Genomic DNA, 26,423 nt, shown 5'->3' on the forward strand with positions numbered 1-26,423 from the left:
ACTCAGGGGGAGTTAGAACAGTCCCAGTCTCAACTGCATCAAACTCAGGGGGAGTTAGAACAGTCCCAGTCTCAACTGCATCAAACTCAGGGGGAGTTAGAACAGTCCCAGTCTCAACTGCATCAAACTCAGGGGGAGTTAGAACAGTCCCAGTCTCAACTGCATCAAACTCAGGGGGAATTACAGGAGTGTAAAGAGGAGTTAGGTGAATTTCAGGCTATAGCTGAACAGTTTCAGGAACAACTGCACCAAACTCATGCACTATTAGAACAGTCTCAAGGTAAACTACACGAGACTAAAACAGAATTGTCACAAACCAAGTCCCAACTTTATCAATCTCAGTGGGAAGAAGAAAGAGGTCGCTTTCAACTGCACCAGACTCAGGCTGAATTAGCCAAGAGCCAATCTGAACTCCATCAGATTAAATCTCAATTGCAGCAGTCCCAGTCGCAAGTAGACGAAACCCAGAGCCTCTTCCGGCAGTCCCAGTCGCAAGTGGACGAAACCCAGGGCCTCTTGAGAGAGTCTCAATCACAACTTTATCAAAATAAAAATGAGTTAAAGCGAGTTTACCATCAATTATACCATCTTCAAGGGGAATGGGAACAGTCTCAGTTGGATGTGAAACAAAGTCAGACTGTGTTGAAAAAGTTTCAGTCTCAAATACATGAGGATAAAAGTGAATTAAAACGGGCTGACTCTCAAATTCACCAACTTCAAGGGGAATTGGAACAGTACCAGTCTCAATTCTCTCAAACTCAGGCCGAATTAGAACAGTCCGAGTTTCAACTGCATCAAAATCAGCAGGAATTAGAACAGTCTCAGTCTCAACTGCATCAAAATCAGCAGGAATTAGAACAATTACAATCTCAGTTCTCTCAAAATCAGCAGGAATTAGAACAATTACAATCTCAATTCTCTCAGACTCAGGTAGAATTAGTCAGGGCTCGGTTACAAAATCAGTATGTAACCACTGAACCACAGTCAACAACTGCAACTGAGTATAAATTGCTGGTATGGGATGCGTGGTATGCTTATCAAAGTGACGATTTAAAGAAAATGCAACAGTGTTTGCAGGAGTCTTTGAAATTGACACCACTCTCACGAACCGAGTCTGTAATCAACTGGTTGGAAAGCTTTGCTAAATTTTCATCAGAAAAGGGCCATGATTTTGATAGCTACGCATTGACAAATTCAGAAGAGTGGAAAAGGCTGATTCAACCTCGACTTAATCGAAGTAAGTGCTAAATAATGTGTTATTAAGTAACTTCCTGATGACGATTTCGCAGTTGAAACGAACGGAAAGATTAAGGCAAGTTTAGTGAAACTTTTTTTATTAGCCCGCTCCGTACCCCTACCTGCGTGATCCTATTATCATTGTGCAACGCCTGTTTTCTGACTGACTCTAAAGCAGCAAATCCCAACTTACAGGAGTTCCTTTTTTAACAGGTTGAGTCACCCGACGACCCAGCAGCATCTCATAATACTTACTTGCACGTTAAAGAGTTCCCGCAAAGGAGGAATTGCTTCTGAAGCGGTTCGGACGGTTTCATCTAATTCGGCTACGGTGGCCATCCCTGTATAAATTATCATGGGTTTGCCTTTGCAAGTTGGGCTATTTCTGCGGGTTCCATGGAAAATGTGGAGTCTACGCCGCCATCGGCAGGCGAGAGGGGGAAGTGTTTCTCGATCATTGGCGACATAGGGACATGATGCCTGAAGGGACTAACGACTCTTCATAGTCTATATCATTACTTCACAGGCACTACCTTTTGATTTTCAGTAATTGAGACAAGTGTTCTATCTCTTGATGAGGAAGAGAACATGGTTTGCCTCCTGGAGGAATACAGCTAATGACTCTTCGATTGGCTAAAATCCCTACTATCATCGCCATTGTTTCGCAACCAACAACAACTGAACATTGGCTAATTTCCTCTATTAAAGTTTTTTGTCCACCCTGAACAACCAAGTCACCAAATAGGTCTTGTGCGTATTTATATTTGTCTAGAGACTCACATGGATGGGGTCGAATTGTCACCTTGTTAACTGGCTGACCAAAAATGGCTAGATTCTCCAGGAAGTATGAAAGGGCATCATATTCTGTATACCCCCAGTACCGCTCGTCACCATATTTTCTAAGACCGTATTCGGCAATCGGTTCACAGACATAAAGTATCTTGAGTCCATTAGCGGTAGAGGCTTCAGTCTGGGGGAAATGCTTGAGTTGATGCTGAATATTTTGGAAGTAGGGATTCTCCACTACTTTGAGCGGCGTGTTTAGGAATATCTGAGATGCAAGAGTTTGTGCATAGGAGTCACCTACCCAAATTTCATCAGGAAGATGCTCGATTCCCTGGCGAATGAAACGATCACGATAGTTATCCCAATGATCTAGAAAAACAACAACACGTTTATGGGCATCCCTAGCTTGATGAATTGCCTGCCATTCTAAATCAGCCTCCCAACTTGTACCACAGAGACACCAATCGCAGGACAGTAGAGCTTCCTCAAGCTCAACAATATCAATCTTCCCTATTCGCCGCTCGAAAACTGCGATCGCCGGGCCTGCCAAAACAAACAGGCTGTCTAACTTATTTTGGGCAACATAACTTGCTAGAATTTCTGCGGCACCAGCATCATGACTAATAATACATACTATTGATTTTTGCATTGCATTTTTAATAGACAATTTTTTCACCCTTAGCATCTTCACGAAGCAAGCCATATTCCACCACGTCCACCCATTCACCCTCTATAAATAGGTGTTTTCGACGGCATCCTTCTTGGATCATTCCTAGTGAAATAGCTAATGCTTTCATGGCTTGATTCGTGTCCGCCGTATTACAATAAATACGCTCAAGATTTAACTTGTATAGCCCATGTTGAATCAATTTTAACCCAGCCAGCTTTCCTATACCTTGTCCCCAATGCTTTTTGTTGCCGATAATGATGGCAAACTCGGCATTTCTATTGATCATTGATATTTCTTGCAAGGAGATGTTACCAATGTGCCCGTCTGCTTGATGGCAAATAGCCCACACGACTTTATTTTCTAAATTAATTGTCTCTATATACTGACAAAAATAGTCGATGGTTTTAAAGAATTTTCCATGAGCATTAAATTGGCAAACCTCCTGATCCTCAAACCAAAGTGGATAGTCACCCTCTAGATCACTTAGCCTAAGAGGGCGAACATAATATTGATCGTTAAGTGTATAGATCATCGCAATAACTCCATCTGCTCCCATACTTTTATAAAAGCTTGAACAATTAAGTCTACATCATCATCGCTCAAATCACTTAAACACATCTCATATCCGAGATATTGATTCGCCTGTAATTCTTCGGCTACGGGACAAATGCCTTGACTGTAATCCACGTCGCGATGGCAAATGTCAGATGTCCAAGGAAAACCTTTAGAACCATAGGCTATCTTTTGTTGATACATGGGCAATAGGTGTAGGTTAGTATAACCCGGTGCAAGCCCTTCAATTCCTTCAGCCACCAAAGCTTCATAAATTCGATCACGACTTACACCTAGAAAATCTACGTCCAGCACCATTGGATAGACGTAATAGGCATGGGTACACTCAGGCTTAACGATAGGAGTCCGCAATCCTTTTAATCCCTGTAGACCTAGACTTAAACGCTCTGCGGCACGCTGTCGCGTAGCCACAAAACTTTTTAACTTTTTGAGCTGTTCGATACCGAGCGCACACTCAATTTCCCCTAGCCGGAAGTTATATCCGATCATATTAGCAAGGTTCTTAGTTCCCTTATCACCCACCACTGCCTCAGCATGATTGCGGATAAGCTGTAGACGCTCAGCAATATCGTCGTCATCAGTGACAAGAATCCCTCCTTCACCCGTGTGGATATGCTTATGGTAGTTGAGGCTATAGCCACCAACATGAGCCACCGTGCCAGCATACTTCCCTTTATAGTAAGCACCCGGAGCTTGGGCGGTATCTGAAATAACCTTCAAATGATATCTGGTCGCGATCTCCATTAATGCATCCAGATTAGCTGAGTGACCGAAGATATCAACAGCCATGATTGCTTTCGTGTAAGGGCTGATGTTAGCCTCAACTGATTTTGGGTCTAAATTAAAAGTTTCTGGCTCAATATCAGCAAAAACGGGAATAGCATTCCAATGTAGAATTGCTGTTGCACTTGCACACATTGTCCACGGACTAACGATTACTTCATCACCCGGCTCAATTCCAATTGCTCCCACGGCTGCAATCAGACCGGATGTCCAAGAGTTAACCGTAATCGCGTGCTTAACCTCAAAATACCTCTCGCAAGCACGCTCAAATTCCTGTACTTTAGGACCACCATAGAAATCAGGATCCCAACATCCTAGAAACTTTGATAGAACACCGCTTTCTACCACCTGCATAGCAGCGGCCACCTCTTCAGAGCCAATCGGGTTATAGCGTTTGAACGGGTGAGCGATAGTTTTAGAACCACCTAAAAGAGCCAGCTTATCTGTAAAACTATTGTTTTTCATAAGTTTGTTACAATCCGATTAATCGTTTCTTGAGTTTCTAGAGCATCTTTCCCAGAACAAATTTGAGCTTCTTGCCCCATAAGACTAATTGACAATTGGTCAGCAATATACCACTGAATTTGGTTTAAATTCGAGTTTATCGTTTCAGGGACTGGGTTGAGAATTCGATAGCCCTCATGGGTTGAATCGGCAATAACTTCTTGCCAAAAAACCTGAGAACCACCTTGTTCGTAACGTAAGCGTCCGTTACCAGCAATTAACTCAATGTTGTAGTGCGAGTAATTTTCCTCTCGTGCACCTAGAAAAACAACGGTTCCTAACTCAAAATTTACTTGTACGTCTGGCTCTGGGTCAATATCGTCCCATAATCTTCCTCCATCAATAACCTTAAAGTCGATGGCTTTTCCTAACCAATACTGTAACAAGTTAAAGAAATGTGAGCCGTTGTTCAGTAGACCCTTCGAGTACCAACTTACTCCTTTGATGGGTTGAGAAATGCAACCATTATTAATACGTTTTTTGATATCGAATACTGCCTGCTCTGAACGAAGCATATAATTGACATAGAGCTTCACACCTTGAGCTTCACAATCGGCTACGATCGCTTTTGCTTCGTCTAAATCATAAGCAAGAGGTTTTTCACAGAGTATGGCTTTCGGTTTAATCGTCTTGAGAACTGTGCTAACTGTTTGATGGTGCTGGGCTGTGGGGGTTGAAATTGCAACTATATCTGGTTCAACATCAATCAAGGCTGCTTCTAAACTGGCATAACCGGGACATGAGTATTTTGTTTGAAACAAGCTAGTGCGTTCTGGGTTGGAATCGACACCACCAGCGAGTTCAAAACTAGGATGAATTTGGAAGGAGCGCGTATGGGTCAAAACGAAACGATTTGGATCGTGATTGAGATCGTAACCCATGCCAATCTGCCCCAATCCTACGACTAATGTGCGAAAACTCATGTGTTACCTTTCCGAACTACATGACGATTAATCTCTAGCCAATCAGGGTTTTGTTTGAGTAACTGGATTGTATCCAGACAACTAAATAGAGGATTTTTCGGGTTTAATGTCTCGATAATTTTTTTCAACAAAAGGTAATCAGCCTGTTCGTCTAAGGTTAAACCTAAACTAGGCCAACGTAAGGATGGAGGTGCGATGAGATGTACATGGGGAAAAATTTCTGGATGATTTCTCATATAAAGAGACACATGTTCGTGATCTAATGGAGTATCAGTCATTGCAGCGGAACGCTTGAGGGACTCTAGGGAAAAAACCTGAGTATCCATGCCATCTGGGTAACTGGATATGTGGGTGTTGCTGGCGTAGGCTGCTTCATGATGCAAATACATTTGAATGGTCTGCTCAACCAGGTCTGGGTCAATTATTGGGCAATCACCTGTAATTTCTACAATTACATCGGCATCAGCAGTTTCTGCTGCTCCAATGACCCGAGACATCACGTCCTTTTCGCTACCTCTATAGGACAAGATGCTTTCTTGTTTGGCAAAGTCAATCAAGACATCATCCGTTGCATTAATGGTAGTTGCCAAAACAATTTCATTAATCGAAGGAACGGCTTTTAATCGGTTTACCAAATGATAAAGCATGGGTTTCCCCTGGGCTGGCAAAAGTACCTTGCCTTGCAAGCGCGAGGAAGTCATTCGAGCTTCAATCGTTGCAACAATTTTCATAAAGCTACAAGGGTTTTGTATGCTTGAACTATTTCAATAATTCCCAAGATGCAGGTGTACCAGCTTTGACTGCTCGCCCAACCCGTTGACCTAGCAGGACATCGTAGTATTTGGGAGGCAAACCCAACCCCGGCCGGACTGCTTTAAGATTCTCTGGTGTAAATACTTCTCCTGCTTTCATATCCTTGGCAACATAAAGGGATCTCCGGAAAACTAAAGATGCTTTCTCAGCATTTATTGGTCTATACTGAACCTGACCCAAGGCTTGCCAAGCTCTTTCAGATTCTACCACAAGTTGTGCCATTTCTTCGGGTTCCATTGAAAATGCGGCATCAACACCCCCATCAGCACGACGTAGGGTAAAGTGCTTTTCAATTACGGTAGCACCCAGGGCAACACTGGCAACTGGGGCACCAATGCCCATTGTGTGGTCAGATAGACCAACTTGTACTCCAAAGAGTTCCCGTAAATGAGGAATGGTCAGAAGATTGCTGTTTTCTGGGGTTGCGGGATAGGTGCTGGTGCATTTGAGTAAAATGATATCCTCACACCCCGCGTCCCTGGCGGTTCTGACGGTTTCATCTAATTCGGCTACTGTAGCCATACCCGTAGAAATTATCATGGGTTTTCCGGTGCTGGCGACTTGGCGAATTAGGGGCAAATCGGTATTTTCAAACGAGGCGATTTTGTAGCATGGGACTTCCAAGGACTCCAAGAAGTCAACAGCGGTGGCATCAAAGGGGGTGCTGAAGCCAATGATGCCCAATTTTTTACAGCGTTTCAGGATGGGTTCGTGCCATTCCCAAGGGGTATGTGCTTGCTGGTAGAGTTCGTATAGACTATAACCGTACCATAAGCTGTTGGGGTCATCAATCAAAAACTCCCCTTCCTTTATGTCCAAGGTCATCGTATCGGCGGTGTAGGTTTGCAGCTTGAGGCCATGTGCGCCTGTTCTGGCTGCCGCTTCTACGATTTCTAAGGCTCTTTCTAAGGATTGATTGTGATTGCCAGACATTTCGGCAATAATAAAGGGGGGAAAAGTATTACCTACTCTTTTATCTGCAATTAGAATCGGTTTTTGCATCATCAATTTAGATTATAAATTTTTAATTAAATGTAAGGCTTCTTGATCGTAAACTATTTCTTTTCCTACTTCTTTAAAACCAGATTTCAAAAAAGCTCTTATAGATGCTAAGTTATCGGGTTTTATATAAGCATTAATTCTTTCAATGAGTGAATTTTGACCCAGTTTCTTGCAGCCTAATAAAATTAAGTTACTACCATAGCCTTTTCCTCTAAAAGATTCTGCCAGTGCCAAAGAAATAGTTGCTTCTTTCTGGGTAATATCATAGCGCACTTGTCCAATGGGTACATTATCTGGGTTAAGGGCAATATAAAAAACGCAATTCTGAGCGCATAATTTGGAGGTGAACCACTGAACATGATCTGTCCAAGAGATAGATTCTGAGGAAAATGATACGGAACGAATAACTGGATCATTGGCCCAATCCCACAGAATTTCACAATCGTCTTCTATTAAAGGTCTTAGTTGGATAGAATTGGCTTCTAAATTCCTTACAATTTTTGAGCTTCCTTCTCCATCTACTATTTGTTGGGTAACTTTAATTATTTTGGCTCTCTGTTCTGCTGATTGCAAAAGTTGAGAGAGTGTAGAGGCAATTTCTTGCTCTTTAACATCTTGATGCCAACCCAGATTAACTGCTAGGTTGAGAGTTGCTAGTTTTTCAGCTATCGCCCTCTGATTATCTGCCAAAATCAGTAAAATACTCGGCAAACCCATAAAAGCTAATTCCCAGCAAGTAGTACCTCCAGCAGAAATTACCACATCTGCCCAAGCCATCAACTCCGGCATATTGGTTACATTCTGTTGCAACCGGATGGGATAACGTGAATCCTGCACAGCCATTTTTAGACTCTCATAGTGTGGGTTACTTCCCCCGACAACGACGACTACCTCTAGTTCCTCCACTTCCACAATCTGCAAAGACTGGATGACTTTCAGTGTAATATTATCAGGGTCTGCACCTCCCAAAGTCACTAAAACTTTTTTAGCTACTGGTGGCACTGTTCGTTGCCAACCGCGCCACTGCCAGAACTCCCGTCGCAATAGCGCGTAACGACTGCCAAGCAGTAGCTGAGTATACGGTTCTCGGTTGTTATACCATTGCTCGTCAGCAGAGATATTTTGATTGAGGACAAAATCAGCATAATAATGTTCCGCGTGTCCGTAATCATCAATAAATAATAGACGTAATCCAGAATCTTTGATGGTTTTCTGATATTCTGCACCGAAATGATACCCATCCACCACCACCCAATTCGCTGGGAACTGATGAGCGAGTGCAGATGTTTCCTGGGCATCCTCTAAACTACCTGGTTCTGGGGTCAAGTGGACAACTTCCATTCCTTCTGATTTGAGGCGTTCTTCTAAGGCAGGGATAGGATTTACCATGATAAAAATAGCCTGCCCTTGGGGGGGATCTTGCCATGCCTGAGCGAGAGCCAAGCAGCGCATGACATGGCCTGTGCCTATTTGTGTAGAAGCATCGACCCGAAAAACGACTTGCATTAACGACTGCCTCCTCACAGCTACAAAAATCAGTTTATAGTACCGTCAGTTATTCCTGGAGAATACTCTGGCACATAGGAAAGTTTTTCAAGTACACCACGCAAGGTGCCTCACCACAACCAACTTCCAACAATGTAAATTGTTTTTTGTCTTTAATTAATGGGTTGATAATGCTTGCAACTTGGTGACACCAACGTTCTTGAAATTCTGGATTATTTTTAACCGCAGAAATGTAGGAGCCTGCTTGCAAATCATACGAAATTAGTGTAGCAATTAAAGAGTTTTCCGATCCGCCAAGGATTTCCCTAGCACACGCCATAGCATTCTCACCGCGCTGATAGGCTAGTCTCATTTTTTGAATGAGCGTTCTCAATCTATCTGTATTTTCCGTATTACTTGTCACCGTATATACCTCACTTAAATACTATTCACTTTAGAAAAAGGACAAATGTGTTCTGAGTGCATGAAAAAAAACCTCGATTACTCGATATATAAAAAATTATAGCCGGACGTTTAATCCCAGACGGTTTAAAAAATGCTTGGCTTCCAAAGGAGTCTGCTGAGTAAAGTGGAAAATACTCGCAGCAGCAACGGCCGAGGCTCTTCCTTCTAGCAAAACTGAAGCCATATCTTGATAACTACCAGCCCCCCCCGATGCAATAACTGGAATCGAGACTGCATGACTAATATTTTTTGTCAACTCTGTATCATAACCTGTCATCGTTCCATCCCGATCAATTGATGTCAAGAGGATTTCCCCCGCACCCAAAGATTCCACTTCCTTTGCCCATCTTACTGGGTCTTTCCCAGTCGGTTGAGTTCCACCATGAGTCAAGACTTCATAAGTACCATTTGAATGTTTCTTGACATCAATCGAAATTACAACACACTGAGAACCAAACTGTTGGGCTGCTAGATGAATCAGTTCTGGATTTTGTACGGCGGCAGTATTGATAGCAACTTTGTCAGCACCGACTTGCAATAAGCGTCTAACATCCGCTACAGAGCGCACACCCCCCCCTACGGTTAGGGGCATAAAGCATTCATCTGCTATTTCATCAACGGTCTCAAAATCAGGAGGATGCCCATCTGGAGTTGCACTAATGTCTAAAAATACCAATTCATCCACTTCGCGCAAATTATAAACTTTGACAGCCTGCATAACGCTGCCAATTCGCCGCCAGCTATCGAACTGCACACTCTTAACTAGACCAAAATTTTTAAACAATAAGGTGGGCATTACGCGGATTTTTAGCATAAAAATTTAAAGGGAGAGAAAATTTTTGAGGACTTGAAATCCTAAACGTTGGCTCTTTTCCGGGTGAAACTGAACACCAAATATATTGTCTTTGTTTACGGCAGAGACAAAGTTACCACAGTAAGGGGTATGGGCGATCGCCTTTTGCGGATGTTTACATAAAAAGTGATAGCTATGGACAAAATAAAAATCTTTACCCGTAGTAATTCCGTCCAACAAGGGTGAAGGTTTATTAAACATCACTTCATTCCAGCCAACATGGGGAATTCGGATATCTGGTAGATCGGGTTCTAGCCGTTTAACTTCTCCATCAATCCACCCTAGCCCTTGAGTTTCTCCTCCTTCCCAACCCTTTGTCGCTAAAAGCTGCATCCCTAAGCAAATCCCCAAAAAAGGAATACCTTGATTGATGACTTGTTCGTGTAAGATTTCATTTAAGCCGGAAGCGCAGAGATGGTTCATGCCAGTGGCAAAAGCCCCAACTCCAGGAAGAATAATATAGTGGGCTTCTTGAAAATCCTCGGCTTTTTGGCTAATCACAGGGTGGCCCCCACATTCTTGTACAGCGCGGGCAACAGAATCAAGATTACCCATTCCATAATCAGTAATTACTACCTTTTTCATGGGTATTACCTAATCTAGGTTATCGTAGTTAATCTTAGTCAGATTTCCGTCTTTATCTTTCACCAGATTGCCGCGAGAGTCACAAACAAACAATTTTTTATTTGTGAAGCGATCGCAAATGTGGATAAACTCATCTAAAGTCATATCAACGTCTTTCAAGATTTCCTCAATATGACAACCAAGATATACCCAAGGAAACTTACCATCGTGCATTCTTAGTAACTTAATAGCATCTTGTCTCGACAATCGCCCCCTCCGAATATGCAAACAAGCTAGGTCACTTGCCCGCCCAAAGCCATATTTCAAGAATTTGAAATAATCATGAATTCCCGTTTGATAATTGTCAAGATTTTCGTAATTAACCAAAGAACCTTCTACTGGTTTGTGATAAGTCTCAAAACCGTGAGCTTGTGCATACAGAGCATTCTGATAACCATCCCAAGGCAAGTAGTAACCTAAAAACAAGCCAGTTAATCCTACCCTTTGCAAATCTTCATCTGAAGGATAACTATATTGAATCAGATGTTTTCCTTCAATTCCTTCCTGGCCAATCAAATCAGAAACCCGCAGTCCTAACAATCCTCCAAACTCTTCCAACCATCTTCTCGTCAGCGTATTGTTTTCTGTGGCACTAGCCGGCCCCCCATATTCATTCTGAGGATTTTCTCCCCAAATGATTAAAGGAATATTGAATTGTATAGCAATCCGCACAGGAATAGTAAAGATAACAACGTGTTCCGGCCAAGAAATATCACCAATCTGAGTTAGGGCTAACTTATTAATGGTTCGTCGCACTGATGGGTTAACTGTCACCTCAATGTAGTCAACTCCCAAGTTTTTCAAGTTCTCAATATTACGCCTTCCAATATCCGACAATTTATCGGTTGTGGAAGTTACACATAGAGGATTCATGCCAAGTTCCAGCATCCTGATTACTTGAAAATGGCTATCCTTGCCACCACTAACTGGAACAATACAGTCGTAGTTACTTCCATCTTTTGACCGATAGCGATCAAGTACCTTTAGTAACTCTTGTTTTCGAGATTCCCAATCAACCGCTTGCCGCTTCTCCATATTACGGCAGGCACTACAAACTCCCTCTTCATCAATGAACAAATCGGGCTTAGTTTCTGGCATCACGCAACAATTACAATATCGAATCATTGAAGTATCTCCTTTAGGAAATTTTTTCTAGCAAAAACCAAGTTAAATCGTCTTGAGGAAAGTGGATATCCCGGTGATAGACGAATCCATAATCCAAAAGTTGCAAATTTTTAAACCGATCCAGCAGTTCCCCTGCAAAATCTCGCTTAAATAACTTGCCTTGATGACCCCTGTAAGTTATCTCAACTGGAGTAGGATTATAGTATTCAACAAGACAAATATAGCGATCGCTGCTTTCGTACAATCGATCATAAACTTGTTCTAAACAATTAGGGTTAATATGAATTAGTACCCCTTTGATTAGTACAAAATCCCAAACCCGTATTGGGTTGAAATCTAAAATTGATTGAGGGTAGATTTCTAACTCCATCCCTTCTATTTTTCTGAGTTCTTCAACTGCTAAATTGTTAATCTCAACCGCAGATACTTCTAACTCAGGCAATAGCTTTTTTATGGCTTCTATATTCAGTCCTCTATTGGCTCCAAATTCAATCAATGAATTTATTTTTTGAGTCTGAGAAAAAATTTTACTGAATAAGGCTAAGTTCCGAGCAATTAAGCTATCTCCTTGATTCCGATGAGTATATTCATCTCCAAATTCTTGGCTCCAAAATTTTTCTTGTTCTGTCACGAAATTCACATCTTCGGGTTGTGTTGATTTATTTATCATAGTTTTTTTGACTTACATGACTATTAATAATGTACCACTCTGGATGATTTTTTAGTAAACTCAAGCAATCTTCTAACGTAAAATTAGGTTTTCTAGGATAAATTTCTTCGATTATTTTCTGAATCAACTCAAAATCTTCGGGGGTATCTACTGTCCATCTATGGTGACTACAATCTTCAGAGTAAATAACATGACCCAAACGATATCGTGCTGGTTGTCGGTGAATAAACGGAGTTACGTGCTCGCGATCTGATGGTGCTGTCGCTTCCAAAAAAGCCTGTTGCAATGTTGAAAAAGAAAACACTTCAGTATCCATCCCTCTGGGATAAGTTCTTTCTAAGGAGTTAGAAACATAATCATAGTTGGATTGATTTTTAAGATATAAATTAATCACCTCATCGATAACTTTAGGGTCAATTAAAGGACAGTCGGAAGTTACCCGAACCACTATATCTACTTTGTGTGCCGTAGCTGCTTGATAATATCTTCCTAACACATCTTCTTCCGAACCCCGAAAGTAAGCAACAGCAAGACGGTTACATAATTCAACCATGGCTTCATCTGTTTCATTAGTGGTAGTAGCAATGACTATTTCATTTGCCAGCTTCACTCGTTGTAGTCTTTCAATCTGGTATTCGAGCAAAGGTTTTCCCAATACCTGCTTAAGTACCTTTCCGGGTAAACGGGTAGATGTCATTCTTGCTTGAACGATAATCACAGTTTTCATGTAAAAATATCTCTAAGAACAGCTACAACTCGCTCTTGGTTTGCTTTTGTTAAGCTATAGTACATTGTAAGACTAATAGCTTCTTGATAATATTTTTCTGCTTCTGGAAAATCAGCAACTTTAAAACCTAAGTTTTGATAATAAGGTTGAATATGTACAGGAATATAGTGCAAATTTACTCCTATTTTGGCTGCTCGTAATTCCTCAAATACTTGTCGATGAGTTTTACCAATTTTATCTAGCTTCAGCCGAATTACATACAGATGCCAACTCGACTCAGTATCAGGATGTTGCCAAGGTAAAACTAAGGGAAAATCCTGCAACAAGCTATTATAACCTTCTGCCAACAGCCTACGACACGACACAAACTCATCTAGCCTTTGCATCTGACTCGCGCCCAATGCTGCCTGAATGTCCGTCATCCGGTAGTTGAATCCCAACTCTAGCTGCTGGTAGTACCACAACCCGTGAGACTCACCTCTCATTAACTCGGGGTTGCGGGTAATCCCATGTGTCCGCAACCGAATCAGCTTTTCGTATAAATCTGCTCGATTGGTCACTACCATTCCCCCTTCCCCTGTGGTGATAATTTTTACAGGATGGAAGCTGAACACGGCCATATCGGAAAATAAACAACTTCCGACAGGATTATCCTGATATCTAGCCCCAATAGCATGAGACGCATCCTCCAGAATAGTAAAACCATACTTTCGTGACAGGGCTAAAATCCTTTCCATCTCGCAAGACTGTCCCGCAAAATGAACGGGAACCACCACTTTCGGCAGTTTTCCCTCTAGTTCAGCATGAGTGAGTTTCTGCTCTAGCACTTCCACACTCAGATTGTAAGTATGGGGGTCAATATCGACAAAATCGACATCTGCACCACAGTATAACCCACAGTTGGCTGAGGCTACAAAGGTATTCGTAGAAGTCCAGAGGACATCGCCTGCACTTAAACCTGCTGCCAAGCAAGCTATGTGCAAACCGGCCGTTGCACTGGAAACCGCCACTGCATACTTAGCCCCACAATACTCAGCGACTGATTTCTCAAATCTTTCTATCGCCGGGCCTTGAGTAATCCAGTCCGAGCGCAACACCTCAACCACAGCATCAATATCGGCTTGAGATATATCTTGGCGACCATAGGGGATAAACTGATTCATGGCTTGAGCATCTCTAATAACTGGGTCGCAGTCAACCATTCTTGATTTATATCTGAACTATAAACAAAATCTGGAGCCACAGAAATCCCATGCTCGCCTAAAGCATTAGTAGGATAATCAAGGCTATAGGAATATTCAATGGTGGGCGTAATTACATAATGGTCATCAAATTCTAAAGTTAAGTGGGAGGACTCAACGGGACACATGACTTCATGGAGTTTTTCACCCGGTCTAATGCCCACAGTTTGATGAGGGACACCAGGTGCTAGAGCTTCTGCCATATCCGTCATTTTCATAGAAGGGATTTTAGGGACAAAAATTTCTCCTCCTTGCATCCTCGTAAAATTCTTGAGGACGAAATCAATGCCTTGATTGAGGGTAATCCAAAACCGAGTCATCCGTGGGTCTGTAATTGGGATTTCAGTCGCGCCCTCTTGAATCAATTTCTGGAAAAAAGGGACAACCGAACCCCTTGATCCCAAAACATTACCATAGCGGACAACAGAAAAGCGAGTTTTCCGCTCTCCAGCGAGGTTATTAGCTGCAACAAATAACTTATCTGCGGCTAGTTTTGTCGCTCCATAAAGGTTAATGGGATTAACGGCTTTATCGGTAGATAGAGCAATCACTTTGTCAACCCCTTGTTCCAGAGCCACATTAATGACGTTATCCGCCCCATTAATGTTGGTCTTAATGCACTCCATTGGATTGTATTCTGCTACTGGAATGTGCTTAAGTGCGGCGGCATGGATGACATAATCGACTTCTCGCATAGCCAGTGCTAAACGTTTTTCATCCCTGACATCTCCTATGAAGTAGCGCATAATTGGGGAGTCCAATTTTTGCGCCATTTCATATTGCTTGAGTTCATCTCGGGAGTAGACAATAATTTTTTTAGGTTGGTGCTGATTGAGTAGGGTTTCTACGCATTGTTTCCCGAAGGAACCAGTACCGCCTGTGATGAGGATTGATTTGTTTTGGAACATGATTTGTTTATTGGTCAGTGATTTTTTGTGGACTTATAACAGTTTCTATCAAGTCTCAATTAAGTTAACATTAATTATTACATGATCAATAACCCAGAAGGTCATCAAATCTAAGTGACTCTTTCTTTTTCATAAGAATCTGAGTCATAAAGTTCTTAAAAAATGTGTCTTCCTCTACGGTTCCAATTTCGTTGCTTTTTATCTTATTTGCCAAATTCTCCGCTACAACCCACGGCTCTCCCCAGCCTAAATCCAAATTGCCTTTTCCTGCTGGTCTCGTGTAATGATATAATATTGCATAGGCTACATACGCTTTTTCAATCTTTTCAGGAGAAAGTTTGTCTTGCTTATGAATAGTATATAACAGAGATTTGTACTCATCCACTGATTGAGGATTATTGGTAAAGCCACATTGAGAATAACTAGAAGAACCAGACAATATAGAAGGTATTCCAAAACAGGCTAACTCATGAGCTATTGTTCCACTGACAGTAATTACGGCATGACCAAAATCTATAATTGATATATTACTTATATCATCGGGAGCTAACTTAATATGTTGATACGAACTATACTCATTATTTACCAATTCTTTTGCTGTTTTATCTACATTATAACCCATTGAAATGTTGCCTACTTCGGGATGTTCTTTAACGATCCAATTTACAGAGTCAATTTGAGAACAAATTTTTAAGGTTTCTACGAGAGCTTCATAATAATCTACAAAAAGTCGATCACGAGTCCAGTGTGGACAATCATTAAAAACATGGGATGCCACAATTACGATAGGCAGAGAGGGATCTAAATTCAATTGCTCACAAAATTCTAGATGAGTGTAAACTTTTTTATCCTTATAAGCCTTAGTTTCATACATTAAGCTCGCATCAGATAGCTTTATGCCAGTTGTATTTTCCAGAAGTTCTCTTCCAATTGCAGCAGACTCATGTCTATGATGATTCCAAAAATAAAGAAACAATTGTTCAGAAATAAAGAACCGACCATCATAGAGTTCATCAACAGTTTCATATCTAGTTATACCCGGACCACCTCCCTCCAAAACTATGCCTTTTGCAGTGGCTACTAAACGCGATATCAATCCTTGAATGTAAACAGTTGCATGACTGCTAATTAAAAATTTAACTTTGCAACTGTCCAGAAAAATTTTCCAGAAATTATATGCTAGACAGTGAGACTCTAATTCAGCCATTACCCTTTGGTCAAGAATTGGTGTACTCATTAATCCTTGTCTGATTAATAGATCGTACACTAGGTCTCCAATATGTAAATCCTCACACTTGAAATCTTGCAGTAAATATTTGAAATTTTCGCTATTAGCCTCTTGTGAAAACTTTTCTAGCTGAGATTTTTGACGATCAATTAAACCGTAATCACCATGGCTAATAATAAATTTTTCTACACCAAAAGATATCAATAATTGCTTAAGGTGATGGTCATATCCCCAAGCCAGGAATGCTGCCATTCTATATCCATACAATTTTTGTAAACATTTAGCTGCTAGCAAATTCCATCCAGTCACATACACACCAAAATCACCAGTAGCATGAAGCTCAATTAGAATCCACTCATCTCTTTTGCCAACCGATTGATGAGGCTCCCAAAAGTCACTGATAACCTGAAGATCCTTGAGAAAACTATCGTTAAAAATTTTTTCTTCGTCTAAACCCAAATCAGATATTTTTTGTATTATTTTTTGATAGTCTGTAGAACAATGCCTCATCGCTAACAAGCCTTGCCTGTATAGTTGAATCAATTGCGCCTCTTGTCCTTGTTGAATCAACAAGTCTCCTATTAAATCATACGAGGGGTAATGTTGAAAATTTTTATCAATACATGATAACAGTTCTGCGATCGCATTTTGATAATCTTTTTTTCCAATTAGAGCCTGAGCCAGATGATAATGGTAACCATGAAAACTAGGATTCAATCTAATTGCAGTCCTATACATCCCGATGGCCAGATCAAACTGACCTTTTTCTGCCAACAGATTGCCTAAACTTTCATAGGAAAACGAAGAATTGCCATTAAGTTCTATACTACGCTGATAGGCTCCCACTGCCTCTTCCCAACGCCCTAACTGTTCTAAAGCCTCTCCCAGCTTGTGGTAAGTCTTCTGCAGTAATTCATCACCTGTAATCAAATCGCTCATAATTTAATGTATCAAATCAAAAAACAACAGCCGGGAAACCGCTTTACGGGCATTATGTATAGATAATGCCATTGATATACGCACTTGTCAAGGGGATTCACTCTTGACTGGAGTCCACCTTCTCGTTTCCCTCTCAGGCTTGGGCTGAAGCCTCTGAGTTTCCCATTGACCGAACTTTTCTATGACCCTAAACGCGGCTGTTATAGATTATATAGCAATCCTAAATGATTCGTGTAATTCTTGTAGGGGCAAACCCCCCGTGGTTGCCACGCCTTGGCTGGGGTAGGCACTCTTAGCACTACCCCTACATATTTTTACAAATGATTTAGGATTGCTATAGTGGTTAAAAAGAGTTGATTTCTATCAAAACCTATGCTAGGGTAGCACCAATCGGTACGAAAACACAAGACCCTATAAATTCCATGAGTAAAACTCCATGAGTAAAACTTTTTGTGTCCTGGCGTGGAAACACTTGCAAATTAACCCATCGGGGACAGCCAAAATTTGTTGTAGGGCTAGTTGTTCGATTACTGACAGTGATGGTCGCCCCTACTCGCTGTACGAACATTCTGTTAAGGATATTTGGAATTCAGAATATATGCAGAACGTTCGTAAATCAATGGTTTCAGGTGAATGGGTTTCCGCTTGTCAGGGGTGCTACGCTGATGAAGCCCGTATAGGTGTTAGCTACAGAACACAATCTAATGCAAAATGGTTGGAGATATTTAGTACAACAATCGACGTAGAAAAAAAACGAGCAATAGCTGCTTCTTTTATAGAATCCAATCTTCCGGTGTATATTCAATTTAATCTTGGTAATTTGTGTAATTTGAAATGTCGGATGTGTAATAGCTCTTACAGTTCCCAAATTGAACAAGATCCAGTTCACAGCAAGTGGTCTCCGAACTTAGAATTTCAAGAGGCTGGTCTACTATTCTGGATTGATGACACCGTCGTTATTGGTCCCAATCCATTGAAAGGGGTAAAATATCAAGGCTTTCGTGACTTTGAAATGCTTGAGGGGCGTTCTCTACGATGGACTGAAGGTGATGGTTCTATTGACTTAGCACTACAGGCCGGGACTAAATTGCGGTCTATGATTCTAAAACTGTGGTACTTTAATGATAATGATTCTGGTGGCTGGCTGAAGGTTATGGTTAACGGTACAACTATTTTTGATAGTATTCGCCCTCGTGGAAGGTGTGTACAAGAATTTGATCTTACTTCACTTCCCGTCAAGGAGAATCTACAAATACGCATCATTAGCCCAACTTTTTCAACCCTTCATGATAGTAATCTTGGTGTAGCGGTGGAGGAAATTAAGCTTTGCAGAGAATATGACGATAAAAAAGGAAAAAAATCTTCCAACTTAGTTTTTAGTCGATTTTCTAATGATGCTCCTTGGTTTGAAAATGATGCTCTTATTTTTGAGGAATTTCTTGGTCAGTCAGAGGCTATTAAGGAGCTTTATTTTACAGGAGGTGAACCGCTAATCAATCCCAAGGTTAAAGAAATTATAGATTTTCTGATTGAGAAAGGAGTGGAAAAAAATATTACCTTACAGTTTAACTCTAACTGTACGATTATGAAAGATGATTTTTTGACAAAGCTTTCTAAGTTTCGTCAAATCGACTTTGCTTTAAGCCTGGATGGGATGGGGGCTGATTATGAATATATTCGCTATCCTTCGCGCTGGTCGAATGTTAGTAAGAATATATTAAAATTGAGGAAGTTACCGAATGCTAATTTAACTGCCGTGCCTATGGTTCAGATATATAATGTACTGAATATGGTTAATTTTTGCAGATTTTGCGATGATCTAGAAATAAAATTTGCACTAATGCTCCTTGATGGACCCAGGCACTTATCAATATTAGTTATGCCTCCCAAAGCTCGGCAACTGGCAGCATCTCGCCTGCGAGAATACGCAAACAATGATTGCTTTTCACACAATCAAGGAAATGTTATGGCAATGGTAGAGTACCTTGAGTTGGGACCGGATCATTGCAATATAGAAACGTTCAAAACTTTTATGTTATTTACAAATGATCTAGATACCTCACGGGGACAAAGTTTTTGTGATACTTATCCAAGACTGGCCTCTTTCTTTGAGGAATCAGGTTTTGCGTGGACTTCAGAAAAGATGTATTCAGATAAAGTGCCAGAGGAGATAAATTGAAAAAATTAATTATTTATGCTTGAGTCGGGGAATTAAGTATGTACTTTAATCAAAAAAAACACGAGGTCAATATGAATCTTAAAACTATGTGGAATGACTTTCAAGATTTTACATATTCAAAGCAAAGCCACCTTTATAAACTTCCTCGATTCGGCGAACATATCGGGGTAGACCATAACCTAGCCAATTTGAAGTTATATCAGGATATTCTTGCCTACAACTTCATTATCGATAATGTACCTCCTGGTTCAAAACTTTTAGAAGTTGGAGGTGGGAACTCTCGTATTATTGAAGCATTGAAACAGCAATACGAAATCTGGAATGTCGATAAGTTTGAAGGGGTAGGTAATGGCCCATTGCAAATCTCTGATGACCAAGGTTTTCACCTTGTTTCTGCCTATATGGGAGACTTCAGCCCTGAACTTCCCGATAATTATTTCGATTGTGTATTCAGTCTCTCAACATTAGAACACGTCTATCCAGAAACAGAGGAAACTTTTAAAAATGTCTGTGATGATATCAATCGGGTTTTAAAAGCTGGGGGTCTTTCTATTCATTTATTTGATGTTGTTAGCGAAAAAGAAGGTGTACAGACAAATGTTTGGACAAACAAACTTCTACTATATATTTTTCAAAACATTGAAACGGTTAATCAGATGATCCCATTTGCCGAAATGCAAAAAGATCGGGATCTATATGTAATGTCCGAAGCGGCTTACAATATGATGTGGGAACCTGTTACTCATCAAAGCTATCAATTATTTGGCAAGCCGCTTTCATATAATGTTTTATGGAAGAAGAAGAAAAAAGTTTTGAAAGAATCAATTAATAGTATCAATTCAATCTCAAGCATACCATCTTCTTCACTAAACAGTTCCATAGAAACAAATAATCAAGGGGGGGGGGTAAGTCTGATTGTCAAAAAATCAGTTCCCAAAATATCAATAATTACACCTTCTTTTAACCAAGGGGAATTTTTAGAGGAATGTATTCAATCTATTTTGGAACAGGGTTATCCGAATCTTGAATATATTATTATGGATGGTGGTAGTAAAGATAATTCAATTGAGATAATTAAAAAGTATGAAAAGTATTTGAGCTACTGGCAAAGTCAGCCAGATGGAGGTCAATATATTGCCATTAATGATGCTTTCAAAAAAACTACAGGCGAAATTATGGCCTGGCTAAATTCTGATGATAAGTATCATCAAAACGCTTTTTTTAAGGTCGAATCAGTTTTTAATAACCATCAAAAAATACAGTGGATAACTGGCAGAGCCACTGCCTGGGATCGAGATGGTAGACTTACTTACTTTGAATCCTCTATTCCAAAATGGTCAAGAGAATATCTATTGAACTTGACTAAAGAAATTAGAGAAAGACGAAGATTTATTCAACAAGAAAGTACATTTTGGAAACGTTCCCTTTGGGAGCAAGCTGGTTCCAAACTAAATTTACAGCTAGAACTGGCAGGTGATTTTGAACTTTGGGTACGCTTCTCTCGGTATGCGTCGTTATTTCCTATTGATGACTTTTTAGGTGGGTTTAGATCCTATGAAGGTCAGCGGTCAAAACTGTATATAGATAAATATATGCAAGAAGTAGAGTTGGTTGTGAATCAGGAACGTCTTTTAGATAAAGAAGAATACACCCGATCAATACCTGCACCAGAACCAATCATTGTTAGGTTGACGCTGAGAGAGATAGTTGCTAATAAAAAATCCCAGGAACAACAAGATGATAACGGGGATCTAACGACAGTCACAATTCTTGAAAAAGGAGAGCAGGAGGGGCAATCCCATCAGAAAGATGATGTAGTAATTGTGACGAGTATTGCACCCAAAAATCTAGAAAAACAGCGAGTGGCGATAGATAGCTGGCAAGCTTTAGGGTTTTCGGTTGTTTCATTAAATATACAGTCAGAAATTGACCAACTGCAACCTCTTTACCAGAATGTACTTTTTCATGCCGTCACTCGTGATGCACATTCTGAGGCTGGCAGACCCCTGGTATATCTTGATGATATGCTACTGTATCTACGACAACATGGCACAAAAATAGGTGGCATTGTCAATTCAGATATATGTTTGAAAGCAGATTCTAATTTTCGTTTCTTTATTGCCGAGGAATCCGTCAATTCTCTTGTATTTGGTAATAGAATTAATCTATCTTCCCTTGATGAGGTCTATCTACAGTCGCTTGATTCGATAGATAATACAGTAGGGAAATATGAATATGGTTTTGATTATTTTTTCTTTGATACTTCTATTATAGACTTATATCCAATGGAGGCATTTTGTATTGGTATGCCTTGGTGGGACTACTGGATGCCCGCTGCTCTTTTACCCACTAATATTAATTTAAAGTTTCTCGATTCAAGAATAGCCTATCATGTTGTACATCATACTAATTTTTCTGATTTGGCTTGGCGAAAGTATGGCATGAAAATAGGAAAATACTACCTAAATTATGATTCTTATGCGGAAATGGTTGAAGAAATACAGTCACCAAATTATGAACATGATAATTGGTATAGTTTTCACCCATTGGTGGAATTAGGAGAATATATTTTGGAGAAAATTTATAGAAGTAAAAGGACTAAAATTATTAAGTATTGTCCACAACAGTATGCCACAAAAGCTGTTAACGTTGAACTTTATAATTCAATACAACAGCTAAGCTATCCTTGTAAAGTATCAGCGATCGTTTCGACTTACAATTCCGAAAAATTCATTAGAGGTCGCTTAGAAAATTTAGTTAATCAGACTTTATATACCCAAGGTCAACTAGAAATTATTGTGATCGACAGTAATTCTGAACAAAATGAGCGTTCAATCGTTAAAGAATTTCAGAAGAAATACCCCCATATTATTTACGAACGTACCCCAAATCGAGAGACTATTTATGCAGCTTGGAATCGTGGCATTAAGATGTGTCATGGCAAATATGTGATTAATGCTAATGCTGATGATCGCTTTGCGACAAATGCACTAGAAATTATGGCCAATAAATTAGATGGCGAACACCATTTAAGTGCTGTTTATGGTGATTGGCTGATAACACCTGTGGAAAATGATTTTTTTGATTCAAATTCTGAGAAATTCAACTTTTCTTATCCAGAATTTATTCCCCCCTTACTTTTATATTACCAAATTACTACTCATGCCGCTTTAATCAAAAGAAGCGTGTTCGATCAGATTGGTTACTATAGAGACGATATGAAAGTTTTTGGTGATAGAGAATTTATGCTGCGGTTTTATGCCAATGGGTTAATGGCAAAAAAAATCCCAGATACTGTAGGATTGTACTATGAGAATCTTAATAGTGTAAGCATGGGAGAAGCAGGATATACAGCTTCAGAAAATGAATATAAACCCCTGCGAGATAACTATTTGCAACCCAAAAATTTATGTCGTTTGTTTGGCTACAATTCTGTGGTTGATCACTCAAGTTTAGCTCAATTATATGCCGTACTTGGATCTTGGGGAAAAGACTGTTATATCTGGAAAACTCACATCGTGAGCGATATAAATTTCGCGGAAAAAGTTTTCTGTAAGGCATTAGAACTGGACCAAACAAACTGTTTAGCACTAAACAATTTAGGAATAATTAGAGCGACTCAAGGAAACTACCAGCAAGCCACAGAAATGTTGAATTTAGCTTTACAAGATACCAATAGCGATCGACAAAATATCCAAAATAATATTGCTGCTGTAAACAATCAAAGTAACACTTTTGCTGATTATTTTTGGATAAAGCCCTCTATGCCAATGTTTATACCAACAAATCAGCTTACCAACCCCTCGGCATCAGAGCAACCTTTAGTTAGCGTCATCATCCCCACGAAAGACCGCCCGGAAATGCTTACCCAAGCTATCCAAAGTGTTCTTAACCAAACATTAACTGAATTAGAAATCATCGTAGTCAACGATGGTGGTGTTGACGTACAATCAGTCATATCGCGTCTCAGTACCAAGGGTAATATTGTCTATAAAAAACACGATCGCGCTCTCGAACGCTCCGCCGCCCGTAACACTGGCATCCGCGCCGCCCGTGGTAAATACATCGCCTACTTAGACGACGACGATATCTACTATCCCAATCACATCGAAACCCTAGTCAAATTCCTAGAAAATGGCGAATATAAAATTGCCTACACCGATGCTGTCATGGCGCAACAGGAAAAACAAAATGGTGAATATGTGACAGTTCACCGTAGTGTGCCCTACTCCCTAGACTTTGATAATGACAAAATCTTAGTGAGTAACTGCACTCCTAACTTATGTGTAATGCACGAAAAATCCTGCTTAGATGAAGTGGGCTTATTTGATGAAACCCTATCAACCCATGAAGATTGGGATTTAATAATTCGACTCTCCCGCAAATTTGACATAGCCCATATCAAAGAAACTACCTGCGAATTTACCCAAAGAAAAGATGGCACTAACACCAGTAGCCATAATCGAGCCGATTTTACTCGCACTAGGGAGATTATTTTTAACCGATATCGCCCGTATGCAGAGGCTAACCCCGCTATTTTAGAGGCTCAAAAAGAGGCTTTTATCGCAGAAGCAAAAGAGTTAGCCCACCAAGTGCAGAATCTACAATCTCAAGTGATACAAAAAGAGTCACAATTACAGGAAACTCAAGCAGAAAAATCTCAGTTAGCAGCGCAAGTGGAAACTTGGCAGCGATCAACTCAGGAGGTACAAGCTAAATTAGAGGCCACTCAATCGGAAAAGGAATGGGTGAAGTCTCAGTTGAATAGTTGGAAACAAACGGCAGAAGAAATGCAGATAGAATTGGAGCGATCGCGCTCAAAACTGAAACAAGCCCAGTCACAATTAGAGCGATCGGCTTTCCCCATCGGTAAATCCTAGACCAAAAAACCCGGTTTTTGCCAAAAACCGGGTTTCGGAAAAAAGCTCAAGTCTATTACTTCGCCTTTAATTCCAGCCCCCGACGATAACAAACACTAGCCTCCTTTTGTCGCCCCACCTTAGCCAAACTATCACCCAACTTATCATAAACCTCAGCTAAATTAGGGTTAAGATCGATCGCCTTTTGATAAAACTCGATCGCCCTCTCTGGCATTCCCTTACCCAGCCAAACTTCACCCAAACCAGCGTAAGACATAAAATCATTAGGATGAAGCTTCACACATCGATCGTAAGCACCGATCGCCTCATCCCACCGCCCCAGTTTTGCCAAAGCTTCGGCTAAATAATGATGCGCCTCCCAAGAGTCAGAATTTTGATCGAGAACGCGGCGGTACTGAGCTATGGCCCCATCCCACTGCCCTTGTTCTGCCAAAGCCTTACCTAGCTGCAAATAAAGCTTCGAGTCGTCAGACTTAATCTCCACAGCCTTTTGAGCAGCCTCCAAATTGCTGGGATTCGATTCGATCGCCCTGCCATAACACTTTACCGCCTCATCTAAATCCAGCTCAACCTCTTTCTGAAGCGGCTGAACGCCAGCTCGTCCGCGCAAAGCATCCCCTAAATGACAGTTCACTACATCCGAATTAGGAGCAATTTCCAGCGCTCTGCGATAGGCAGAAATCGCCTCATCATACCGCCCCAACTGATACAGAGCAAACCCCAAATGATCCTGAGCCTCCAGCGAATTCCGATCGAACTCAACCGACTTGCGGTAAGCTCCCGCAGCCTGCTCCCACTTTTGAAGTTTCGCCAAAGCATCGCCCAAATGCTGGTAAATCACTGCCGCATCCGGTACGATATCCAGCGCTTTCCGATAAGATGCGATCGCCTCCTCCCACCGCTGCACGATCGACAAAGTATGCCCCAAATAGTGGTGGACGATCGCCGAACCCGGTTCCAGCTCAGCGGCTTTCGAGTAAGCCGCGATCGCCCCCTCCCATTGACCCTGTGCCGATAAAGCCGTTCCCAATTTATAGTAAATCCAATGGAAATCAGGCTTCAACTGAATCGCCTTTCGGTAATAACCCACGGCTTCTGCTAATTCATTCTTACCTTGCAAAGCCTCTGCCAACTTCAGGTATAATTCCCCATCACCCGGATTTAGATCGATCGCATGATGCAAGCACTCAATCCCTTCATCAACCCGTCCCTGTCTTGCCAAAGCCTCCCACAAATTTTGGTAAGGCAAAGCCGATTCCGAGTCAAGCTCGATCGCTTTTCGCAAACAACTTACAGATTCATCCAGTTGACCTTGCAAACACAAACCCTTACCCAAGCTGTTATAAAACTCATAAAAATCTGGATATATTTCCACAGCTTTGCGGTACGCAGCCACGGCTTCATCTAGATTGCCCTGCTGTTCCAAAACCTCTCCTAAATTGTGCCAAGACCAAGCCGAATTCTGGTTAAGTTCGCAGGCCCTGCGGTAACTTTTCTCCGCCCCATCCCGCTGCCCCAATTTCGCCAAAACTTCACCCAAATTGTGGTGATACCAGGAAAAATCCGGGTTTAGTTCAGTACACCGCTGGTAGGCGGCGGCCGCTTCCTCTAATTTACCAGACTGTTTCAGGAGGTTGCCTCTATGAAAATAATTAGAAGCAGTCTCTTCATGCACTTGTAATGAGCTATTCATAATTTTCTACCGTAGATTTTTTTTGCTTGGTCGATCGGGGTTGATAAGTAGCTTGTGAGTATGCGAGTCTCGGTACAGCCTAGGGTGTGTTTTCCAACCCCTCGATCCCCCCTAGC

General features: G+C 41.0%; 22 protein-coding genes and 1 pseudogene. 3 read left to right on the top strand and 20 right to left on the bottom strand.

Annotated features, from left to right (window positions below; translation table 11 throughout):
• Positions 1 to 1,248 (top strand): annotated as a pseudogene (locus tag QUB20_RS03750) (hypothetical protein); the annotation flags it as partial.
• A gap of 157 nt (positions 1,249 to 1,405) precedes the next feature.
• On the opposite strand, the gene QUB20_RS28605 reads toward QUB20_RS03750, so the two are convergent.
• The 19 genes from QUB20_RS28605 to QUB20_RS03835 form a co-directional block, all read right to left on the bottom strand.
• A complete protein-coding gene (locus QUB20_RS28605; protein ID WP_445299374.1) occupies positions 1,406 to 1,477 on the bottom strand; it encodes an SAF domain-containing protein in 72 nt (23 codons plus the stop codon).
• Complete coding sequence (locus QUB20_RS03755) at positions 1,456 to 1,593, bottom strand: hypothetical protein (protein ID WP_333243279.1); 138 nt, start codon at positions 1,591 to 1,593, stop codon at positions 1,456 to 1,458. Before QUB20_RS03755 ends, QUB20_RS28605 begins: the two co-directional genes overlap by 22 nt.
• Positions 1,590 to 1,703 carry an N-acetylneuraminate synthase family protein gene (locus QUB20_RS28610; protein ID WP_445299373.1) on the bottom strand — a complete coding sequence of 38 codons (114 nt, stop codon included), beginning with the start codon at positions 1,701 to 1,703 and terminating at the stop codon, positions 1,590 to 1,592. The genes QUB20_RS03755 and QUB20_RS28610 overlap by 4 nt, the downstream gene beginning before the upstream one ends.
• 62 nt (positions 1,704 to 1,765) lie before the next feature.
• Positions 1,766 to 2,689 carry a hypothetical protein gene (locus tag QUB20_RS03760; RefSeq protein ID WP_333291171.1) on the bottom strand — a complete coding sequence of 308 codons (924 nt, stop codon included), beginning with the start codon at positions 2,687 to 2,689 and terminating at the stop codon, positions 1,766 to 1,768.
• Positions 2,679 to 3,248, bottom strand: a complete 570-nt coding sequence (locus QUB20_RS03765) for a GNAT family protein (protein ID WP_333243286.1) — start codon at positions 3,246 to 3,248, stop codon at positions 2,679 to 2,681. The genes QUB20_RS03760 and QUB20_RS03765 overlap by 11 nt, the downstream gene beginning before the upstream one ends.
• The gene (locus QUB20_RS03770; RefSeq protein WP_333243290.1) at positions 3,221 to 4,513 is read right to left on the bottom strand and encodes a DegT/DnrJ/EryC1/StrS family aminotransferase; all 1,293 of its coding nucleotides are present in this window, start codon (positions 4,511 to 4,513) and stop codon (positions 3,221 to 3,223) included. The genes QUB20_RS03765 and QUB20_RS03770 overlap by 28 nt, the downstream gene beginning before the upstream one ends.
• Positions 4,510 to 5,475 carry a Gfo/Idh/MocA family oxidoreductase gene (locus QUB20_RS03775; RefSeq protein WP_333243294.1) on the bottom strand — a complete coding sequence of 322 codons (966 nt, stop codon included), beginning with the start codon at positions 5,473 to 5,475 and terminating at the stop codon, positions 4,510 to 4,512. Before QUB20_RS03775 ends, QUB20_RS03770 begins: the two co-directional genes overlap by 4 nt.
• Positions 5,472 to 6,206, bottom strand: a complete 735-nt coding sequence (locus QUB20_RS03780) for a glycosyltransferase family protein (RefSeq protein ID WP_333243297.1) — start codon at positions 6,204 to 6,206, stop codon at positions 5,472 to 5,474. Before QUB20_RS03780 ends, QUB20_RS03775 begins: the two co-directional genes overlap by 4 nt.
• A gap of 28 nt (positions 6,207 to 6,234) precedes the next feature.
• Positions 6,235 to 7,293, bottom strand: coding sequence for a pseudaminic acid synthase (gene pseI, locus QUB20_RS03785; protein WP_333243299.1), 1,059 nt, complete (start codon positions 7,291 to 7,293; stop codon positions 6,235 to 6,237).
• A gap of 9 nt (positions 7,294 to 7,302) precedes the next feature.
• A complete protein-coding gene (gene pseG / locus QUB20_RS03790; RefSeq protein ID WP_333243302.1) occupies positions 7,303 to 8,796 on the bottom strand; it encodes a UDP-2,4-diacetamido-2,4,6-trideoxy-beta-L-altropyranose hydrolase in 1,494 nt (497 codons plus the stop codon).
• 49 nt (positions 8,797 to 8,845) lie between these two features.
• Entirely contained in the window at positions 8,846 to 9,199 is a 354-nt protein-coding gene (locus QUB20_RS03795) for a hypothetical protein (RefSeq protein WP_333243305.1), read from the bottom strand.
• A 96-nt stretch (positions 9,200 to 9,295) separates the two neighbouring features.
• Complete coding sequence (gene wbuZ, locus QUB20_RS03800) at positions 9,296 to 10,054, bottom strand: glycosyl amidation-associated protein WbuZ (protein WP_333243308.1); 759 nt, start codon at positions 10,052 to 10,054, stop codon at positions 9,296 to 9,298.
• A 6-nt stretch (positions 10,055 to 10,060) separates the two neighbouring features.
• Entirely contained in the window at positions 10,061 to 10,678 is a 618-nt protein-coding gene (gene hisH, locus QUB20_RS03805; protein ID WP_333243311.1) for an imidazole glycerol phosphate synthase subunit HisH, read from the bottom strand.
• 9 nt (positions 10,679 to 10,687) lie between these two features.
• Positions 10,688 to 11,842 (bottom strand): N-acetyl sugar amidotransferase, encoded by a 1,155-nt coding sequence (locus tag QUB20_RS03810; RefSeq protein ID WP_333243313.1) that lies wholly within the window; start codon positions 11,840 to 11,842, stop codon positions 10,688 to 10,690.
• Positions 11,843 to 11,855: 13 nt separating this feature from the next.
• Positions 11,856 to 12,512, bottom strand: coding sequence for a pseudaminic acid biosynthesis-associated methylase (locus tag QUB20_RS03815; RefSeq protein WP_333243316.1), 657 nt, complete (start codon positions 12,510 to 12,512; stop codon positions 11,856 to 11,858).
• Positions 12,502 to 13,239 carry a glycosyltransferase family protein gene (locus QUB20_RS03820; RefSeq protein ID WP_333243319.1) on the bottom strand — a complete coding sequence of 246 codons (738 nt, stop codon included), beginning with the start codon at positions 13,237 to 13,239 and terminating at the stop codon, positions 12,502 to 12,504. The genes QUB20_RS03815 and QUB20_RS03820 overlap by 11 nt, the downstream gene beginning before the upstream one ends.
• Positions 13,236 to 14,441: a UDP-4-amino-4,6-dideoxy-N-acetyl-beta-L-altrosamine transaminase gene (gene pseC / locus QUB20_RS03825; protein ID WP_333243322.1), complete on the bottom strand. Its 1,206-nt coding sequence runs from the start codon at positions 14,439 to 14,441 to the stop codon at positions 13,236 to 13,238. The genes QUB20_RS03820 and pseC overlap by 4 nt, the downstream gene beginning before the upstream one ends.
• Positions 14,399 to 15,388 carry a UDP-N-acetylglucosamine 4,6-dehydratase (inverting) gene (gene pseB, locus QUB20_RS03830; protein WP_333243325.1) on the bottom strand — a complete coding sequence of 330 codons (990 nt, stop codon included), beginning with the start codon at positions 15,386 to 15,388 and terminating at the stop codon, positions 14,399 to 14,401. The genes pseC and pseB overlap by 43 nt, the downstream gene beginning before the upstream one ends.
• Before the next feature lie 85 nt (positions 15,389 to 15,473).
• Positions 15,474 to 17,555 (bottom strand): tetratricopeptide repeat protein, encoded by a 2,082-nt coding sequence (locus QUB20_RS03835; RefSeq protein WP_333243328.1) that lies wholly within the window; start codon positions 17,553 to 17,555, stop codon positions 15,474 to 15,476.
• 436 nt (positions 17,556 to 17,991) lie between these two features.
• Here QUB20_RS03835 and QUB20_RS03840 point away from each other — a divergent pair, with 436 nt between their 5' ends.
• Both QUB20_RS03840 and QUB20_RS03845 read left to right on the top strand, forming a co-directional pair.
• Positions 17,992 to 19,734 carry a twitch domain-containing radical SAM protein gene (locus QUB20_RS03840; protein WP_333243331.1) on the top strand — a complete coding sequence of 581 codons (1,743 nt, stop codon included), beginning with the start codon at positions 17,992 to 17,994 and terminating at the stop codon, positions 19,732 to 19,734.
• A gap of 71 nt (positions 19,735 to 19,805) precedes the next feature.
• Positions 19,806 to 24,614 carry a glycosyltransferase gene (locus QUB20_RS03845; RefSeq protein ID WP_333291173.1) on the top strand — a complete coding sequence of 1,603 codons (4,809 nt, stop codon included), beginning with the start codon at positions 19,806 to 19,808 and terminating at the stop codon, positions 24,612 to 24,614.
• 55 nt (positions 24,615 to 24,669) lie between these two features.
• On the opposite strand, the gene QUB20_RS03850 is transcribed toward QUB20_RS03845, so the two are convergent.
• Positions 24,670 to 26,307 (bottom strand): tetratricopeptide repeat protein, encoded by a 1,638-nt coding sequence (locus QUB20_RS03850; RefSeq protein ID WP_333243338.1) that lies wholly within the window; start codon positions 26,305 to 26,307, stop codon positions 24,670 to 24,672.
• Between the last annotated feature and the right edge of the window lie 116 nt (positions 26,308 to 26,423).

Origin of the sequence: Microcoleus sp. B4-C2, assembly GCF_036705265.1 — a bacterium.
Lineage (GTDB): Bacteria > Cyanobacteriota > Cyanobacteriia > Cyanobacteriales > Microcoleaceae > Microcoleus.

What these genes read in the sequence shown, in the direction of transcription:
- QUB20_RS03780 (WP_333243297.1), bottom strand. Translation starts at nt 6,206, where the DNA reads ATGAAAATTGTTGCAACGATTGAAGCTCGAATGACTTCCTCGCGCTTG.
- QUB20_RS03770 (WP_333243290.1), bottom strand. Translation starts at nt 4,513, where the DNA reads ATGAAAAACAATAGTTTTACAGATAAGCTGGCTCTTTTAGGTGGTTCT.
- QUB20_RS28610 (WP_445299373.1), bottom strand. Translation starts at nt 1,703, where the DNA reads ATGTCGCCAATGATCGAGAAACACTTCCCCCTCTCGCCTGCCGATGGC.
- QUB20_RS03775 (WP_333243294.1), bottom strand. Translation starts at nt 5,475, where the DNA reads ATGAGTTTTCGCACATTAGTCGTAGGATTGGGGCAGATTGGCATGGGT.
- QUB20_RS03820 (WP_333243319.1), bottom strand. Translation starts at nt 13,239, where the DNA reads ATGAAAACTGTGATTATCGTTCAAGCAAGAATGACATCTACCCGTTTA.
- QUB20_RS03835 (WP_333243328.1), bottom strand. Translation starts at nt 17,555, where the DNA reads ATGAGCGATTTGATTACAGGTGATGAATTACTGCAGAAGACTTACCAC.
- QUB20_RS03845 (WP_333291173.1), top strand. Translation starts at nt 19,806, where the DNA reads ATGAATCTTAAAACTATGTGGAATGACTTTCAAGATTTTACATATTCA.
- pseI (WP_333243299.1), bottom strand. Translation starts at nt 7,293, where the DNA reads ATGATGCAAAAACCGATTCTAATTGCAGATAAAAGAGTAGGTAATACT.
- QUB20_RS03810 (WP_333243313.1), bottom strand. Translation starts at nt 11,842, where the DNA reads ATGATTCGATATTGTAATTGTTGCGTGATGCCAGAAACTAAGCCCGAT.
- pseC (WP_333243322.1), bottom strand. Translation starts at nt 14,441, where the DNA reads ATGGTTGACTGCGACCCAGTTATTAGAGATGCTCAAGCCATGAATCAG.
- hisH (WP_333243311.1), bottom strand. Translation starts at nt 10,678, where the DNA reads ATGAAAAAGGTAGTAATTACTGATTATGGAATGGGTAATCTTGATTCT.
- wbuZ (WP_333243308.1), bottom strand. Translation starts at nt 10,054, where the DNA reads ATGCTAAAAATCCGCGTAATGCCCACCTTATTGTTTAAAAATTTTGGT.
- pseG (WP_333243302.1), bottom strand. Translation starts at nt 8,796, where the DNA reads ATGCAAGTCGTTTTTCGGGTCGATGCTTCTACACAAATAGGCACAGGC.
- pseB (WP_333243325.1), bottom strand. Translation starts at nt 15,388, where the DNA reads ATGTTCCAAAACAAATCAATCCTCATCACAGGCGGTACTGGTTCCTTC.
- QUB20_RS03765 (WP_333243286.1), bottom strand. Translation starts at nt 3,248, where the DNA reads ATGGGAGCAGATGGAGTTATTGCGATGATCTATACACTTAACGATCAA.
- QUB20_RS03755 (WP_333243279.1), bottom strand. Translation starts at nt 1,593, where the DNA reads ATGATAATTTATACAGGGATGGCCACCGTAGCCGAATTAGATGAAACC.
- QUB20_RS03815 (WP_333243316.1), bottom strand. Translation starts at nt 12,512, where the DNA reads ATGATAAATAAATCAACACAACCCGAAGATGTGAATTTCGTGACAGAA.
- QUB20_RS03850 (WP_333243338.1), bottom strand. Translation starts at nt 26,307, where the DNA reads ATGAATAGCTCATTACAAGTGCATGAAGAGACTGCTTCTAATTATTTT.
- QUB20_RS03840 (WP_333243331.1), top strand. Translation starts at nt 17,992, where the DNA reads ATGAGTAAAACTTTTTGTGTCCTGGCGTGGAAACACTTGCAAATTAAC.